Below are 15,309 nucleotides of genomic sequence, written 5' to 3' on the forward strand. Positions count from 1 at the left end.
TGGGTTTTGTCGTTTTTGGGAGAAGTGAACATGGGTGAATGGTGGATGTGGGCCGGTTTCTTCAGCATAGTGCTGGTCCTGTTATGGATTGATATCCGCTTTGTCGGCGGCGGCAAGGCGCACAAGGTGTCGCTCAAAGAGGCAGGGATCTGGTCCCTCATCTGGATCAGCGTGGCGCTCTTGTTCAACCTGGCCATCTGGTTCTGGCTGGATCACAGCGCAGGCCGTGAAATTGCCAACCAGAAGGGGCTGGAGTTCCTTACCGGCTACCTCATCGAGAAGGCGCTGGCGGTGGACAACGTCTTCGTCTGGCTGATGCTGTTCGGCTACTTTGCCATTCCGGCAGAGCTGCAGCGCCGGGTACTGCTGTACGGGGTACTGGGTGCCATCGTGATGCGGGCCGGCATGGTGTTCGCCGGCAGCTGGCTCATCGAGCAGTTCCACTGGATCCTCTACCTGTTCGGCGCCTTCCTGCTGCTGACCGGGGTCAAGATGCTGTGGGCGGCCGACAAGGAGCCGGATCTGGCCAACAACCCGCTGCTGGGCTGGATGCGCCGTCGCTTCAAGGTGACGGAGACGCTGGAGGGGGAGAACTTCTTCGTCTGGCGCGATGGTGTGCGTTACGCCACGCCGCTGCTGCTCATTCTGGTGCTGGTGGAGGTGAGCGATCTCATCTTCGCGGTGGACAGCATCCCAGCCATCTTCGCGGTGACCACGGATCCCTTCATCGTGCTGACCTCCAACATCTTCGCCATCATGGGTCTGCGTGCCATGTACTTCCTGCTGGCGGGCGTAGCCGAGCGTTTCGCTCTGCTCAAGTACGGCCTGGCGCTGATCCTGATGTTCATCGGGGTCAAGATGCTGCTGCTGGATATCTTCAAGATCCCCACCGGCATTGCATTGGGCGTGGTTGCGCTGATCCTGCTGGCCTCCATGGGGCTGAGCCTCTGGGTGACCCGCAAGAAAACGGCATAATTGGCGAACAAGCAAAAGGGCTCCCACGGGAGCCCTTTTTTATGGCAAAGACTGGCTTAGCGCTTGATCTTCTTGGGGTTGGTGTAGCCCCAGATGGTGTACATGTCCGCCAGCAGGGCGCCGTTGTACTCCTCGAGATCCGCCTGTTTCACCTCGGCCTCACCCTGGCGGCCGAACAGCACTACCTCGTCACCGGGTTTGACCCCTTTCAGATCGGTCACGTCCACCATGATGGTGTTCATGGAGGTCTTGCCCACCACCGGCACTTTCTGGCCCTGGATCAGCACATAGGCCTTGTTGCTCAGCGCCCGGCGATAGCCGTCGGAGTAGCCCAGCGGCAGGTTGGCGAGCCAGGAGTCGCGCTTGAGGGTGAAGGTGCGGTCATAACCGACGGTGTTGCCGGCCGGGTAGTGGTTGACGGAGGCAACCTGGGTCTTGAACGCCATCACCCGCTTGTACTCGGTGTAGGAGGGGATGGAGTCACCGTACAGCAGGCCGCCCGGGCGCACCATGTCGAAGTAGGCGTCCGGCACTTCCAGGGTGGCGAAGGAGTTGGCGGCGTGGATGGTGATCTTGCTGCGATCCAGCTTGCCCGCTTCCAGCAGCCACTGGGAGTCCAGCTTGAACTGGGCCAGCCCCATCTTGACGTCCTCTTTCTCCTCCACCGGGAAGTGGGTCATGATGCCGACCGGGGTGATCCCCTTGAGCTTGAGCATGGCCAGCGCGTCTTCCTTGGAGTCAGCCAGACGCAGATCGATGCCGTTGCGGCTCATGCCGGCGGAGTTGAGCGCGATGTGCACCGGGATATTGGTGTGGTGGCGCTGGGCGATGTCGGCGATGCCCTGGGCACTCACCAGGCTGCCGATGAGCTCTTCCATCTTGTAGGGCAGGGCCTGCTCCACTTCGGCCGGGGTGGCGGCACGTACCCGCATCAGGCGGCCGGTGAAGCCCTTCTCGCGGGCCACGCGGGCCTCTTCATTGCTGGCGATGCCGATGCAGGGGATACCGGCCTTGACCACCGAGGGGACCAGCAGGTCGATGCCGTGGCCGTAGGCGTCGGCCTTCATGATGGCGCAGATCTTCGGCCCTTTGTCACCGAGGCGATCCTTGAGGGTCTGGATGTTGTGCTCGAAGGCGCCGAGATCGACTTCCAGCCAGGCATTGCTGGCGGTCTGCACTTCGCCGTTGCGATGATCGCTGGCCAGCGGCAGGTAAGGGGCCGCGACGGCCTGACCGGCCAGCAGGCCCAGGATCAGCGTGGCCAGCAGTGTCTTCTTGTGCATGGGGTGGTTCCTTTTTTATTGTTTGGGTTGAGGTGCATGACGGTCGCTAGGGGCCGTTTTCACGCAGATGGGATAAAGTGTAGCCAAGGCATTGTTATTGTTATGAACTTTGACAATTTTCCAGGGCGCTATTCCCGTCGGGAAGTGTAACGCAAGGTGCCGATCGTGGCACCCTCCAGGAGTCAATAGATGATGAGTCTTGAGTGTCGGGTGCCACCGCTGCTGCTGTTTGGTCTGATCGTGGCGGCCATGCTGGGATGGGGGGGCGCCGCCGAGAGCGGCAGTGGCGCCGGTTGGCGGCTGGCTGCTTTGTTGCTGGCGGTGCTGGGCACTGTGTTTGGCTTGGGGGGCGTGCTGCGCTTTCGCCGCCAGGGCACCACGGTGACGCCGCTGCACCCCGAGCAGGCCAGGGCGCTGGTAACGGGCGGGCTCTATCGCCTCAGCCGCAATCCCATGTACCTGGGGCTGCTCTGCTGGACGATGTCGCTGGCCTGTTATCTGGGGGGGTTGTGGGTGTGGCTCGGTCCGCTGTTGCTGTGGGGCTGGCTCAGCCGCTGGCAGATAGTGCCGGAGGAGCGGGCGCTGCAGGCCCGCTTTGGCGATGCCTATGCCGATTATTGCCGGCGGGTGAGGCGTTGGTGTTGAGCCTTGCCGTGTCGCCATGAAGCATAAAAAAACGGCCCGCATCTGCGGGCCGTTTTGATGGAGGTGATGCGGGGATCACGCCTTGGCGGTATCCACGTCACCCAGAGGTTCGGTTTCACCCAGGCTGTCTTCGCTCTTGGCGACCACGCTGGCGGCGATGGCGTTGCCCAGCACGTTGGTGGCGGAGCGACCCATGTCGAGGAAGTGGTCGATGCCAAGCAGCAGCAGGATGCCTGCTTCCGGGATGTGGAACTGGTTGAGGGTGGCGGCAATCACCACCAGAGAGGCGCGCGGTACGCCGGCCATCCCCTTGGAGGTGACCATCAGCAGCAGCAGCATGGTGATCTGCTGGGCCATGGAGAGCTCGATGCCGTAGGCCTGGGCGATGAACATCACCGCGAAGGTGCAGTACATCATGGAGCCATCCAGGTTGAAGGAGTAGCCCATCGGCAGCACGAAGCTGGCGATGCGTTTGTCACAACCGAACTTCTCCAGACGATCCAGGGTCTTCGGGTAGGCAGCTTCGGAGCTGGCGGTGGAGAAGGCCAGCAGGATCGGCTCGCGGATCATCGCCAGCAGGGTCACGATGCGGCGGCGGATAAACAGGCTGCCCATGGCGATCAGCAGCAGCCAGAGGCAACCCAGAGCCAGGTAGAACTGCGCCATGAAGGTGCCGTAGGTGGCGAGGATGCCGAGCCCTTCCTTGGCGACCATGGCGGCAATGGCGCCAAACACCGCGAACGGGGCGAAGTTCATCACGTAGCCGGTCACTTTGAGCATGATCTCGGCGGCGCTGGCCATCAGCATCACCACCGGTTTGGCGGCATCACCCAGCGCGGCGGCAGCCAGCCCGAAGAACAGGGAGAACACCACGATCTGCAGGATTTCGTTGGTGGCCATCGCCTCGATCACGCTTTTGGGAATTGCGTGGGTGACGAAATCCTTGAGGGAGATGGCGCTGGCAACCACGCCGGAGCTGGCGGTGTCGTCAGGCAGGGAGAGGGAGAGCCCCACGCCCGGTTGCATCAGGGTGACCATCACCAGACCCAGGGTCAGTGACAGCAGGGAGGCCAGCATGAACCAGCCCAGGGTTTTAGCGCCGATACGGCCCACGGTGCGGGTATCGCCCATCTTGGCGATGCCGACCACCAGGGTGGTGAACACCAGGGGGGCGATGATCATCTTGATCAGACGCAGGAAGATATCGGTCAACAGGGTGATGTCGCTGGCAAAGCCGGCGGCCTGGTCAGGGGCAAACATGCGATAGCCCTGGCCAGTCAGGATACCAACCAGCATCGCGATGAGGATGGCAACCGTCAATTTGTTCATTTTCATGGGGTGGGTCCCAGTTTTGATAAGTGCAGAGCGTTTCAAGCGGCAAGGGTGCCGCTTCAGTCCGTTTTTGTGATCCGAGCCGTAGATTCCTGACAGCCGGTGTGCTGGCAGCATGCCTAATCCGGGGGGGTAAATCCAGCGCCTTGTAGCAGAATTTTATCTTGCCATTAGTTGTATGTGATATAGATCTTGCAATTTGGCTATATTAATCGCTGTTTATTTTAATGTTTGCAAGATAATCAGCTTTCATGGTTTGGTCGTTTTTCGCGCTGCGAGTGAGGGTGAAGATGAGCAACGCCGAGATGCGGTGCTCCACGGTGCGCTGATCCAGAAAGGGATCTGGCTCGTCGTCATCAAACCCGAACAGGGGGCGACTCGGCGTCACCCTGACCGCGTCCCGCTGCAGGGTCAATTCATTGACCTCAAGCCACTGATAACCTTCGGCTTGTGCCACTTCGCCCGCCCGTTTCAGCACATACTTGCGGGCGGTTTCCCGGCTCACCAGATCGTTGCCGACAAATTCCAGCTGCCACTTGTCAGGCCCGAGCCGGGTCTGGGAGAAACCGGTCTGGCCATTCCAGAACGATGGCTGGCTGTGATAAGGGGTGGCACAGCCGAGCAGCAGGAGAGCGCAGAGGCCGAGCCACAGCAGACGCTGGCAAAAGGGGTGGGGAGAGGGCATCTCGAACACCGGTTGGCAACACAGGGCATCACTACAGCACAAACCGATCGGCGGCACAATGCAGGCCGGGTGGCGCGCCGCGCCAAAAAGAAAAGGCCTTGTCATCTGACAAGGCCTTTCTCGGGGAATTTGGTCGGTGTGAGAGGATTCGAACCTCCGACCCTCTACACCCCATGCAGATGCGCTACCTGGCTGCGCTACACACCGACGGAGTCAGCTCGGCTGACGGGGGCTGAGTTTATGGAGATGGACCCTGCCTGTCAACAGCGGAAATTCCACTCCGGGATCGTTCGCCTGCTTTGCGAGCAATCTGCGCTTAAAGTGCCGCCAATCGCCGAAAAACCGCGCATGACAGGGCCGTGAGCGACTGCAAAAAAACAGGCCGCCCGGGTGGGCGGCCTGTGATGGCGCTGTGGTGACAGCGTACATACAAGAGGGATCAGCGGGTGAAGGTGAGCCGCTTGCCCAGCACCTCGTTGGTGACCTGGCCGTTTTGCCAGGCGATCTGGCCATTGACCAGGGTCATCTCCACCGTGCTGTGGAAACGGTAGCCGTTGAAGGGCGACCAGCCGCACAGATAGAGCAGGTTGCTGTCGTTGACCACGTAGGGCTTGCCCAGATCCAGCAGCACCAGGTCGGCGAAGTAACCCTCGCGGATGTAGCCGCGATCCTGCACCTGGAAGCGCTCGGCCACCGCGTGGGAGGTCTTCTTGACGATGGTTTCCAGCGAGAATACCCCGTTGTGGTAGAGCTCCAGCAGGGCCAGCAGGGAGTGCTGCACCAGCGGCACGCCGGACGGCGCCTTGAAGTAGCTGTTCTGCTTCTCTTCCCAGGTGTGGGGAGCGTGGTCGGTGGCGATGATGTCGAGCACGTCATTGCGCACCGCATCCAGCAGGGCGTGCTGGTCGGCGGCGCTCTTCACCGCCGGGTTGCACTTGATCTGGCTGCCCAGGGTGTCGTAGTCCGCCTCGTTGAAGAACAGATGGTGAACGCACACCTCGGCGGTGATGTTCTTGTCCTTGAGATCCTTCAGGTCCGGGGTGGCGGTGAAGAGCGACAGCTCCTTGGCGGTGGTCAGGTGCAGCACGTGCAGCTTGGCGCCGTACTGCTTGGCCAGGGAGACCGCCAGGCTGGAGGATTTGTAGCAGGCGTCGGCGCTGCGGATGCGGCCGTGCTCGCGCATCGGCACATCTTCGCCCCACTTGGCGCGGGCTTCGTCTTCCAGCACCTTGATGGTGGGGGTGTCTTCGCAGTGGGTGACGATCATCACCGGGCTCTCGCGGAAGATGGCGGCCAGGGTCTCCTGATTGTCCACCAGCATGTTGCCGGTGGAGGCACCCATGAAGATCTTGATGCCGCAGGACTGTTTCGGATCGAGCTTCTTGATCTCTTCCAGGTTGTCGTTGGTGGCGCCGAGGTAGAAGCTGTAGTTGGCGGCGGAGGAGTTGGCGGCTATCTGGTATTTGGCTTCGAGGGCATCGAGGGTGGTGGTCTGGGGATTGACGTTGGGCATTTCCATGAAGCTGGTGGTGCCACCGGCCACGGCGGCCCGGGATTCACTGGCGATGGTCCCCTTGTGGGTCAGCCCTGGCTCCCGGAAGTGGACCTGATCATCGATCATTCCGGGGATGAGGTGACGGCCCGCGGCATCGATCACCACTGCATCAGGGGCCTGGATATCCGGGGCGATGCGGGCGATCCGTTCCCCTTCGATCAGCACGTCGGAGGCATAGATGCGGCCTTCGTTGACCAGGGTGGCATTCTTGATAAGCAATTTGTTCATGGGGGGTTCCAGTTCCTTTGCCGATAATCGCGGGTCATAATAGCGCAAACCGCCCTTTCTCTGTAGCAAGGCCTGACTGATGAAGTTATTTGTAAAAGATTTGACCGTGATCGACTCCAGCTACCTGTGCGAACGCCGCGGTATGGTGGGGGAGAGCTGGCTGGTGGACATCGAAATGAGCGGCGAGCTCAACGAGATGAGCATGTTGCTGGACTTCGGCCGGGTCAAGAAACTGATCAAGTCGATCATCGACGACGAGGTGGATCACAAGCTGCTGGTGCCGACCGAATGCCCCCTGGTGCAGGTAGCCCAGCTGGACGGTGACGAGAGCACCGTCGATCTGCTGCGGCCGGGCCGCTCCATTCACCTGCGCTGTCCGAGCCAGGGCTTTGCCTTCATTCCGGCGCCCCAGGTGGACAAGGAGTCCGTCACCCGTTATCTGCTGGCGGTGCTGGCCAAGCGGCTGCCGGGCAACATCAAGGATCTGTCGCTGACCCTGCGCCAGGAGGCCATCGACGGCGCCTTCTACCACTACAGCCACGGCCTCAAGAAGCACGACGGCAACTGCCAGCGCATTGCCCACGGCCACCGCTCTCCCATCGAGATCCACGTGGACGGCGAGCGCGACCAGGAGCTTGAGCTTAACTGGGCCGAGCGCTGGGCCGACATCTACCTGGGGACCGACGAGGATCGGGTGGCCCTCGGTGAGCTCGCGTTGAGCGAGCAGGCCAAGGCCATCCTGCAAGAGGCTGGCGAGCACTATGTCGGCTTCAAGTATGTGGCGCCGCAAGGGCTGTTCCAGCTGGCCATGCCGGCGGCGGAGGTGGAGATGATCGACACCGACACCACCATCGAGCTGCTGGCCCACTACATCGCCCGCGAGGTGAAGAAGAGCGTGGGTGACAAGTTCATCAAGATTGTCGCCTATGAAGGGGTGGGCAAGGGCGCCATCGCCTACGCCTGATCCCGCGCCGCTTGCCAGTAAAAAACAAGGCCCCGCATCTGCGGGGCCTTGTCGTTGCCGGGGCTGGCGTGGGCGTCAGGCGCTGAGCCGGAAGCGCTTGACCAGGCTCTCCTGCTGCTCGGCCAGCGAGTCGAGCTGCTGGCTGGTTTCGGCCACCCGCTCTATGCCCTGATAGTTGAGATCCGAGATGTCGGAGATGCGGTTGAGGTTGGTGGCGATGTCGGCGCTGGTGGCCTGCTGCTGCTCGGCGGCGGAGGCAATCTGGCTCGACATGTCGCTGATGAGCACCACTATGCCCTGCACCTCCTCCATGGCGTTGTTGGCGTGGGAGCTCTGATCCATGCAGCTGTCCATCTCGCGCGAGCACTCCTGCATCACGGTGACCGCCTTGGCGACCCCCTGCTGCAGGTTCTCGATCATGGTCTGGATTTCGCTGGTGGACTGGGCGGTGCGCCCGGCCAGGCTGCGCACCTCGTCGGCCACCACTGCAAAGCCGCGTCCCTGCTCGCCGGCCCGGGCCGCTTCGATGGCCGCATTGAGGGCCAGCAGGTTGGTCTGCTCGGCGATGCCACGAATGACGTCGAGGATGTTGCCGATCTGGCCGCTCATGGCACTCACGTCGCCAATCACCTTGCCGGTCTGCTGCAGCTTGCCCGCCAGCTGGTGGGTGGTGGTGATGTTGCCGGCCATCACCTTGCGGCCGGTCTCGGAGGCTTTCTCCACGTCCATCACCCGCTCCAGGGTCTGGTTGGCGGCCTGGGCCACCTCGCGCACCGAGGCCTCCATCTGGGTCATGGCGGCGGCGACCGAGGCGGTCTCCTGGCGCTGTTTCTCCAGATCCGCCCGCACCGATTCGGTGGTGTGGCGGTTGTCGTGGGCGGCGTTGTTGAGCTGGGCCGACGCTTGGGAGAGCTGGCTCAACACCTCGCCCATCTGCTCGATCAGCAGGTTGACCTGGCTGCCGAGCCGGCCGAATTCGTTGTTGCTGCGAAAACCGATGCGCTGGGTCATGTCGCCCTGGGTCACTTCGGTCAGCACCCGCAGCAGCTCCTTGAGCGGACGGCGAATGGCCTTGCCGAGGGTGTAGGCCACCAGGATGGCGATGGTGATGGCGATGACCAGCGCCACCCCCTGGGTGAGGGCGCTCTGGGTCTGCACCTTGCCGGAGGCGCGGATGCTGTTGTTCATCAGCTGTTGGCTCTGGGCGGTGATCTGCTCGAGCTTGCTCTGGATGTTGACGATGAGCTTGCTGGCCTGCTTGCTCTGCTCGCGCATCCGCTCCTGCTGCTGCATCAGCGCCAGGTACTGGGCCAGCACGCCGTCGCTGGCGGTGGTGTCGCGCACGAAGCCGTGCACGTAGTGGCCCATGTTGTTGTCAAAGTCCTTGAGCTCCCCCTGCAGATCCTTGATGGTGCTGTTGAAGCCCTCGATCTGCATCTTGTTGCGCTTGAGCGCCCCTTCGATGGGGGCGGGGATGCTCTGGTTGAGGGCATCCATGGTGGAGAGTTCAATGGCGGAGAGCTTGGTGGTCAGGGTCTCGGAGAGCATCTTGATGAAGCTGTCGTCGATGGTGATCATCATGTCCCCCAGGTTCTTCTTGAACTGGGGCAGGCTGACCTGGAACTGGCCCTTGGCCTGGTTCACCTTGTAGAGCCGGGTGAGCAGGGCCTGGTGTTCGGTGGGCAGGGTGTCGGTCAGCTGAAGGTAGTCCTTGACCAGCTGGTTGAGCGCGCCGAGCTCCCCCTGCAGCTCCGGGTGTTCCGCCGCCTGCCGGGCGAGGGTGGCTAGGGTCTGGTCGACCAGCGCCTTGGCCTGCTGCAGCTCGGCCACTTCGGCCGGGATCTGCTTGAGATCCTGCTCGGTCAGCACGTCGGTGAGCCATTTGTTGGCGCTGAGCAGGCTGATCTGGGTCTGGCTGCTGGCGATCACCAGCGGCATGGTCTGCCGGGTGACCTGATCCAGCGCCTGATTGAGCTCGCTCTGGCTGCGGAAGGTGAGTACCGAGGTGGCCGCCATCACGGCCACCAGGATGGCAAAGCCAAGATAGACCCTCTGCAAGATGGAGAGGTCTGACATTGTTTGTTTCATTATTGTCCCGCTGTATATGCAAAAGTCCCTTGCCTGAATACCCCGTCCATTTGATACCCTGCTACCACTGTGGGCGAGCAACGTCGGCAGACGTCTTCCGGCTATCGGTATTTTTAACAATAACTGAAGAGAATGGGACAACGGCTGTGTCAAATGTCGGCTTGTGTCACACTTGCCGGGCCTTGATGACGGGCGTTGGAACCGCTTGAGACAGGCATTGAATTTTCTTTTTCATATAAAGGAGTTATCCATGGCGCAAGAAACCATTTTCAGCAAAATCATCCGCAAAGAGATCCCCGCCGACATCCTTTATCAAGACGACCTGGTGACCGCCTTTCGCGACATCCAGCCCAAGGCCAAGACCCATATCCTGATCATCCCCAACGTGCTGATCCCCACCGTCAACGACGTGGAGCCGGATCACGAGCTGGCGCTGGGCCGGATGTTCACCGTCGCCCGCAAGCTGGCCAGCGAGGCGGGTATCGCCGAGGATGGCTACCGCCTCATCATGAACTGCAACCGCCACGGCGGGCAGGAGGTCTACCACATCCACCTGCATCTGGTCGGCGGCCAGCCGCTGGGACCCCTGCTCAGCCTGTGATGCCGCGCCTTCCACTGGCCGGCCTGCTGCTGGCCGGTTCCCTGCTGGGGGGTTGTGCCTCCCACTGGCAAGACATGTTCGTCTCCTATTCCGATCAGATGGTGCCGCTGCGCAACCAGCTGTTGCTGGGTCATGCCGCCGAGGCGCTGCCCGAGGTGCGCGATTCCACGCCGGGGGACGATACCTATGTGCTGGACCGGCTCGAGCAGGGGCGCATCGCCTGGCTGGCGAGTCAGGACGCCAGCAGCAAGCAGGCCTTTGCCGCCGCTGACAGCCGGCTGGCGTGGGAAGACAATCAGGCCGAGTACCGGATCAGCCAGGGGCTGGCCCAGGCGGGCAGCCTGCTCACCAACGACCAGACCATGGTCTATCGGGCGCCCGATTACGAGCGCACCATGCTGCACCATTATCTGGCTCTCAACTACCTGCAGCGCGGGGATGCCGAGGGCGCGCTGGTGGAGGTGCGCCGCGCCAACCAGGTGCAGGAGCAGGCCCTCAAACGGCGGGCCGACGAGGTGCGCAAGGCAAAGCAAAAGAGCGAAGAGGCCGAGGCTGAAGGGGAGATGCGTCAGCTGATGTCGCGCGGCGCCCCCGAGCTCGACCGGCTGATCGGGCGGGTCAAGAACGGTTTTCAGAACGCCTACACCTTCTATTTCTCCGGCGTGCTCTATGAGGCGGCCGGCGATCTCAACGATGCCTGGGTCGATTATCAGCGCGGTTACCAGATAGCGCCGGACAACCGCAGTCTGCAGGATGCCTTGCTGCGCCTGGCTGTGCTTCGGGGCGCCGCGGACGAGATCCGCGAAACCGAGAAAAAGGTGGGTCGCAAAGCGCCACCACCAGCTAAAAATCAGGGCCAACTGGTGGTGCTGTTTGAAGATGGGCTGATCCCGGCACGGCGCGAGCTGTTCCTGCCGCTGCCCATCGCCACCTCCGGCGGCGATTTTCGCACCTTTACCGTCGCCATCCCCTATTACGATAATCGGGCCAGCGACACCGGGCCGCTCACGGTATCGGTGGGCAAGCGGGTCGAGCAGACCAGCGAGCTGGTCAGGCTGGAGGCGCTGGCGGCCAAAGATCTGCAGGAGCGGCTGCCCGGCATGCTGACCCGCCAGGCGCTGCGGCTGGTGGCCAAGGAGCAGGTGCGGCGCACCGCGGCCAAGGAGGGGGGCGATGTGGGCAACATTCTGGTCGGCATCTTCAATACCCTCTCGGAGCGGGCTGACACCCGCAGCTGGCTGACGTTGCCGGCGCAGGCAGCGAGCTGGCAGGGGATGCTGCCTGCGGGCGAGGTGGTCCTCACCCTGGGCGCGGGGGCAGCGCAGCGGCAATTGCCGCTCACCATCCACCAGGGACGCACCACCCTGGTGTGGGTGCAGCGGCTCGGCGCCGGGCTGACGACGCGGGTGATGCCGCTGTGACGGCGAACGATGGCAATACACATGAGTGACCGGTCGGGCCCCTCGGGGTCGCCGGCAAGGAGAGCAAGATGAAAGCACACGGGTTGGCCCTGGGCCTGGTTCTGCTGCTGGCAGGCTGCGCCACCAATACCTCCGGCGTGGCGCTCTATGGGGCGGCGGGTGCCGCGCCAGTGGCGGAGCAGCATCAAAACGTCAATGTCACCCTGACCGAGCTCAGCCGGCGCGAACAGAATGGCCTGCTGCAGGTCAATGTGGCGGCGGCCAGCACTCAGCGCGGTGACAACAAGCTGCAATACCTGTTCTATTGGTATGATGAGGCGGGGCAGGAGGTGGCCAGCGATGGCCGCGGCTGGACGCCGCTCAAGCTGCACGGCTATCAGACCCGCACCCTGTCTGCCCTGGCGCCGAGCCCGGCCGCCCGGGGCTACCGGATTTACGTACGCGAAGTGATTGAGGAATCCTACTGATGAAAATGAATCATGCCCTGCTGATCCTGACTGGCGCCCTGCTGCTGGGCGGCTGCTCCAGCACCACCGTCAGTTATGGCGATCCGACCGAAACCGAGACGGTGACCGTCGATTACGGTTCAAGCGATCTGCAGGCCATCGCCGACAAGATGGCGGATTCCATGCTGGCATCGCCGGCCACCAGCGAGATCACCGCCGGCGGCCGTCCGGTGATGTTCATGGACTCCATCCGCAACAAGACCTCCGAGCACATCGACACCGAGGCCATCACCGACACCATCCGCACCAAGCTGCTGCGCGCCGGCAAGTTCCGCTTTGTCGACATGAGCAAGGTGGCGGCGGTCAAGCAGCAGCTCGAATACCAGCAGAGCAGCGGCATGGTGGATCCTGCCTCCATGGTGCGCCTGGGCAAGCAGACTGGCGCCCGCTACATGGTCTATGGCAACCTCGCCAGCATCGTCAAGGACAATGGCAAGGTGAAGGATGTCTACTACCAGATGACCATGAACCTGATGGATCTGCAAAACGGCGAGCTGCTGTGGGCAGACCAGAAGGAAATCCGCAAGCAGGCCAAGAAGTCCACCTTTGGCTGGTAAGTCGAGCGAGGCCTCTCTGGCGGCGGCCGAGCGCGCTCTGTTGGCCCGCCTGCCGCCGCCCTGGCGCTCGGGCCGGCTGGCGCCATTGGCCAGCGGCTTGACCAACTGCAACTATCGACTGCGCCTCCCCTCGGGGCGCAGTCACTTTTTGCGCCAGGGCCACCCCGATCCGGTACGCCTTGGCATCGACCGGGCCACCGAATGGCAGCTCTATCAGGGGGCCGTGGGGCAGGGGCTGGCCTTGCCCTGCCATCACAGCGATCCCGCCACAGGCCTGATGCTGCTGGACTGGTGCGACGAGCCGAACTGGCTGGCGGCGCCGCCCCCGGCTGCGTTGCAGCCAGTGCTGCTGGCCGGGGTGCTGACGCGGCTGCACCGGTTGCCGGTGCCGAGCGTGGTGATGGCGGTGCGGGCCCACAGCGCAGGCTATCGTGCCAGGCTGGCCCGGGTGCCGGCCTGGCTGCCGGCGCTGGAGCGGGGGCTGCTGGCCAGCCGCGAGCCCGCTGATTGCTGGCTCCCTTGCCATCATGATCTCAATCCGGCTAATTTGTTGGGGAGCCGGCCCTGGGTCATCGACTGGGAGTATGGCGCCGCCGGGCATCCCGGCTTCGAGGTGGCCAGCATCCAGCGCACCCACGGCTGGCAGGATACCCAGCGCGAGGCGCTGGAGCAGACCTACTGCGAGCGGGCAGGGGGGCCGGTCGGCCCGCGCGGTTTTCAGAGCCGGGCCTTTTTGCCCTGGGTCGATTACATAGGGTTGCTGTGGGCGCTGCTGATGGCGGAGCAGCAGCCGGGGCCCGACTACCAGGCGCTGATCGATCTCAACCGGCAGCGGCTGGAGTAGGCATCAGGCATTATGAATCATCCGTTGCGTCAACCCTGTTTCATCAACATTGGAGCCCTGCATGGTGACCACCTTTTCCTGGCGCAAGCCCAGTAGCTGGAGTCTGCTGCTGCTCTGTCTGCTGCTGGCCGGCTGCTCCACCCGGGTCGTCTATTACTGGCTCGACGTGGCCATCGTCTGGCAGCTGGACGACTACTTCTCGCTGGATCGCGGCCAGAAGCGGCTGCTGGACAACGAAGTGAAGGGGCTGATGGCCTGGCACCGCCAGCGCGAGGTGCCCCGTTATGCCGACGATCTCGATGCGCTGGCCAAGGCGGTGGCGAGCCCCATGACCCCGGCCCAGGTCTCCCGCCATCTGGATGCGGCCCAGCAGAGCCTGACCCGCACCCTGGAGAACACGGTGCCGCGGGCGGTGCGGCTGGCGCGCACCCTGACCGAGGCGCAGGTGGCCATGTTCATGAAGGACCGGCTCACCCGTCAGGCGGAACGGGAAAAGGAGTTTGCCGACAAGCCCAGGGAGGAGATGCTCAAGGAGTTTCGCGACAAGATGAACGAGCGGCTGGTGTTCTGGATTGGCGAGGTGAAACCGGCCCAGGCCCCGCTGGTGGCCCAGTGGGCCCAGTGGCAGTACGAACTGCAGGCCCCCTGGCTTGAGTTCCAGACCGCCTGGACCAAGGAGCTGGACCGGCTGATGAAGCAGCGCCAGAGCCAGGACTTCGGCGCCCAGCTCACCGCCCTGCTGCAACAGGGGGACGGTCTGATGGATGGCCGCTTCACCGGCTACACCGACCAGTCGCGTCAGCGCACCGTCAACTGGCTGAGCGATCTCAGCCAGTCGCTGGACATCTCCCAGCGGGCCCACCTCTACAGCCTGCTCAAGGGCTATGCCCGCGATTTCAGGCAGATGTCGGAGGGATAATGGCGCCAAGGGGGCCGCAGGGCAGGGGCCGGTCGGCCCCCATGCCCTTGTTCTGGCGGGGCCCCTGTGGTAGTTTGCCCTTTCTATTATGCGGGAATTAACTTTTTGAGCCTGACCGACAAAGTGAAATTGGCGCTGATGACCCTGCTCATCACCCTCGCTCTGTTGTTCTCTACCCTCTCGGTGGAGGGGTTCAAGCTGCCCGCAGCCCAGCAGTCGACCCAGCAGGTACAGCTGATGGGGGAGAGTGCGGCGCCGACCGATGGCGGTCCGGTGATCCACAGTGCCAGCGACAGCGACGATGGGGTCGTCAAGTTCGTCAGCTCCCACCAGAATCACCTGCTGCGGCTCGAACACTCCCTGCGCAGCGATCATCAGCCCGGCAACGTGGTGTACCAGCTGATCATGAGCTGGTCCCAGCAGGCGATCCTGCTGCTGCTGTGCGGCCTGCTGTTCTATGCCGCCCTCTTCTATCGCAAACACAGTTTCCGCGATCGGTTTGCCACCATCCATCGGCACCGGTTGCAACGCCAGCACCTGCAATACCGTTTCTGTCAGAGTTACCTCGCCTGATCCCGATGGGGTCCGGTCCTTTCGCACCACCTCATCGCCTCCTGATGCCTGCTCACCGCGCGTGAACGGGCCACTGTCTCATTCGTATTTTCTTGCGTGCCGCCTGCGTGGCGAGTGCGCAGCCTTCTCCTGA

At 62.9% G+C, this 15,309-nt stretch carries 15 protein-coding genes and 1 tRNA gene; 10 read left to right on the top strand and 6 right to left on the bottom strand.

Translation table 11 applies throughout. The annotated features are described in order from the left end of the window. The first annotated feature begins 30 nt into the window (after nucleotides 1-30). A complete protein-coding gene (locus QLG02_RS04150) occupies nucleotides 31-975 on the top strand; it encodes a TerC family protein (protein WP_011706425.1) in 945 nt (314 codons plus the stop codon). Nucleotides 976-1,031: 56 nt separating this feature from the next. On the opposite strand, the gene alr is transcribed toward QLG02_RS04150, so the two are convergent. Next, a complete protein-coding gene (gene alr, locus QLG02_RS04155; RefSeq protein WP_011706424.1) occupies nucleotides 1,032-2,258 on the bottom strand; it encodes an alanine racemase in 1,227 nt (408 codons plus the stop codon). Nucleotides 2,259-2,447: 189 nt separating this feature from the next. On the opposite strand from alr, the gene QLG02_RS04160 reads away from it, so the two are divergent. Further along, nucleotides 2,448-2,903 (top strand): isoprenylcysteine carboxylmethyltransferase family protein, encoded by a 456-nt coding sequence (locus QLG02_RS04160; RefSeq protein ID WP_282464581.1) that lies wholly within the window; start codon nucleotides 2,448-2,450, stop codon nucleotides 2,901-2,903. A gap of 75 nt (nucleotides 2,904-2,978) precedes the next feature. Here QLG02_RS04160 and QLG02_RS04165 read toward each other — a convergent pair whose 3' ends face one another. The 4 genes from QLG02_RS04165 to QLG02_RS04180 form a co-directional block, all read right to left on the bottom strand. Further along, the gene (locus QLG02_RS04165; protein ID WP_026080087.1) at nucleotides 2,979-4,238 is read right to left on the bottom strand and encodes a dicarboxylate/amino acid:cation symporter; all 1,260 of its coding nucleotides are present in this window, start codon (nucleotides 4,236-4,238) and stop codon (nucleotides 2,979-2,981) included. A gap of 205 nt (nucleotides 4,239-4,443) precedes the next feature. Next, entirely contained in the window at nucleotides 4,444-4,920 is a 477-nt protein-coding gene (locus QLG02_RS04170) for a hypothetical protein (RefSeq protein WP_282464582.1), read from the bottom strand. 130 nt (nucleotides 4,921-5,050) lie between these two features. After that, nucleotides 5,051-5,127: transfer RNA gene (locus QLG02_RS04175), tRNA-Pro, on the bottom strand. Between the two features lie 232 nt (nucleotides 5,128-5,359). Continuing rightward, complete coding sequence (locus QLG02_RS04180; RefSeq protein WP_011706420.1) at nucleotides 5,360-6,703, bottom strand: dihydroorotase; 1,344 nt, start codon at nucleotides 6,701-6,703, stop codon at nucleotides 5,360-5,362. A gap of 79 nt (nucleotides 6,704-6,782) precedes the next feature. Between QLG02_RS04180 and QLG02_RS04185 the strand changes: the two genes are divergently transcribed. After that, nucleotides 6,783-7,667 (top strand): 6-carboxytetrahydropterin synthase, encoded by an 885-nt coding sequence (locus tag QLG02_RS04185; RefSeq protein WP_039214534.1) that lies wholly within the window; start codon nucleotides 6,783-6,785, stop codon nucleotides 7,665-7,667. Between the two features lie 75 nt (nucleotides 7,668-7,742). On the opposite strand, the gene QLG02_RS04190 is transcribed toward QLG02_RS04185, so the two are convergent. After that, nucleotides 7,743-9,743, bottom strand: a complete 2,001-nt coding sequence (locus QLG02_RS04190; RefSeq protein ID WP_282464583.1) for a methyl-accepting chemotaxis protein — start codon at nucleotides 9,741-9,743, stop codon at nucleotides 7,743-7,745. 262 nt (nucleotides 9,744-10,005) lie between these two features. Between QLG02_RS04190 and hinT the strand changes: the two genes are divergently transcribed. From hinT to QLG02_RS04225, 7 genes are all read left to right on the top strand, one after another. Next, entirely contained in the window at nucleotides 10,006-10,356 is a 351-nt protein-coding gene (hinT, locus tag QLG02_RS04195) for a purine nucleoside phosphoramidase (protein ID WP_010633658.1), read from the top strand. Continuing rightward, complete coding sequence (locus QLG02_RS04200; protein WP_282464584.1) at nucleotides 10,356-11,777, top strand: hypothetical protein; 1,422 nt, start codon at nucleotides 10,356-10,358, stop codon at nucleotides 11,775-11,777. Before hinT ends, QLG02_RS04200 begins: the two co-directional genes overlap by 1 nt. 68 nt (nucleotides 11,778-11,845) lie before the next feature. Next, on the top strand, nucleotides 11,846-12,244 hold the full coding sequence (locus QLG02_RS04205; RefSeq protein ID WP_010633660.1) for a YcfL family protein: 399 nt from the start codon (nucleotides 11,846-11,848) through the stop codon (nucleotides 12,242-12,244). Further along, the gene (gene lpoB / locus QLG02_RS04210) at nucleotides 12,244-12,840 is read left to right on the top strand and encodes a penicillin-binding protein activator LpoB (protein WP_005302153.1); all 597 of its coding nucleotides are present in this window, start codon (nucleotides 12,244-12,246) and stop codon (nucleotides 12,838-12,840) included. Before QLG02_RS04205 ends, lpoB begins: the two co-directional genes overlap by 1 nt. Next, the gene (locus QLG02_RS04215) at nucleotides 12,830-13,684 is read left to right on the top strand and encodes a choline kinase family protein (RefSeq protein ID WP_282464585.1); all 855 of its coding nucleotides are present in this window, start codon (nucleotides 12,830-12,832) and stop codon (nucleotides 13,682-13,684) included. The genes lpoB and QLG02_RS04215 overlap by 11 nt, the downstream gene beginning before the upstream one ends. 61 nt (nucleotides 13,685-13,745) lie before the next feature. After that, nucleotides 13,746-14,603, top strand: coding sequence for a DUF6279 family lipoprotein (locus tag QLG02_RS04220; RefSeq protein ID WP_011706414.1), 858 nt, complete (start codon nucleotides 13,746-13,748; stop codon nucleotides 14,601-14,603). Between the two features lie 66 nt (nucleotides 14,604-14,669). Then, on the top strand, nucleotides 14,670-15,176 hold the full coding sequence (locus QLG02_RS04225; protein WP_282464586.1) for a hypothetical protein: 507 nt from the start codon (nucleotides 14,670-14,672) through the stop codon (nucleotides 15,174-15,176). Nucleotides 15,177-15,309: the final 133 nt, after the last annotated feature.

It is taken from the genome of Aeromonas sp. V90_14 (assembly GCF_029967615.1).
Lineage (GTDB): Bacteria > Pseudomonadota > Gammaproteobacteria > Enterobacterales > Aeromonadaceae > Aeromonas > Aeromonas hydrophila.

Excerpts from the sequence above, each read along its gene's own strand:
- QLG02_RS04150 (WP_011706425.1), top strand. The coding sequence starts at position 31 with ATGGGTGAATGGTGGATGTGGGCCGGTTTCTTCAGCATAGTGCTGGTC.
- alr (WP_011706424.1), bottom strand. The coding sequence starts at position 2,258 with ATGCACAAGAAGACACTGCTGGCCACGCTGATCCTGGGCCTGCTGGCC.
- QLG02_RS04160 (WP_282464581.1), top strand. The coding sequence starts at position 2,448 with ATGATGAGTCTTGAGTGTCGGGTGCCACCGCTGCTGCTGTTTGGTCTG.
- QLG02_RS04165 (WP_026080087.1), bottom strand. The coding sequence starts at position 4,238 with ATGAAAATGAACAAATTGACGGTTGCCATCCTCATCGCGATGCTGGTT.
- QLG02_RS04170 (WP_282464582.1), bottom strand. The coding sequence starts at position 4,920 with ATGCCCTCTCCCCACCCCTTTTGCCAGCGTCTGCTGTGGCTCGGCCTC.
- QLG02_RS04180 (WP_011706420.1), bottom strand. The coding sequence starts at position 6,703 with ATGAACAAATTGCTTATCAAGAATGCCACCCTGGTCAACGAAGGCCGC.
- QLG02_RS04185 (WP_039214534.1), top strand. The coding sequence starts at position 6,783 with ATGAAGTTATTTGTAAAAGATTTGACCGTGATCGACTCCAGCTACCTG.
- QLG02_RS04190 (WP_282464583.1), bottom strand. The coding sequence starts at position 9,743 with ATGTCAGACCTCTCCATCTTGCAGAGGGTCTATCTTGGCTTTGCCATC.
- hinT (WP_010633658.1), top strand. The coding sequence starts at position 10,006 with ATGGCGCAAGAAACCATTTTCAGCAAAATCATCCGCAAAGAGATCCCC.
- QLG02_RS04200 (WP_282464584.1), top strand. The coding sequence starts at position 10,356 with ATGCCGCGCCTTCCACTGGCCGGCCTGCTGCTGGCCGGTTCCCTGCTG.
- QLG02_RS04205 (WP_010633660.1), top strand. The coding sequence starts at position 11,846 with ATGAAAGCACACGGGTTGGCCCTGGGCCTGGTTCTGCTGCTGGCAGGC.
- lpoB (WP_005302153.1), top strand. The coding sequence starts at position 12,244 with ATGAAAATGAATCATGCCCTGCTGATCCTGACTGGCGCCCTGCTGCTG.
- QLG02_RS04220 (WP_011706414.1), top strand. The coding sequence starts at position 13,746 with ATGGTGACCACCTTTTCCTGGCGCAAGCCCAGTAGCTGGAGTCTGCTG.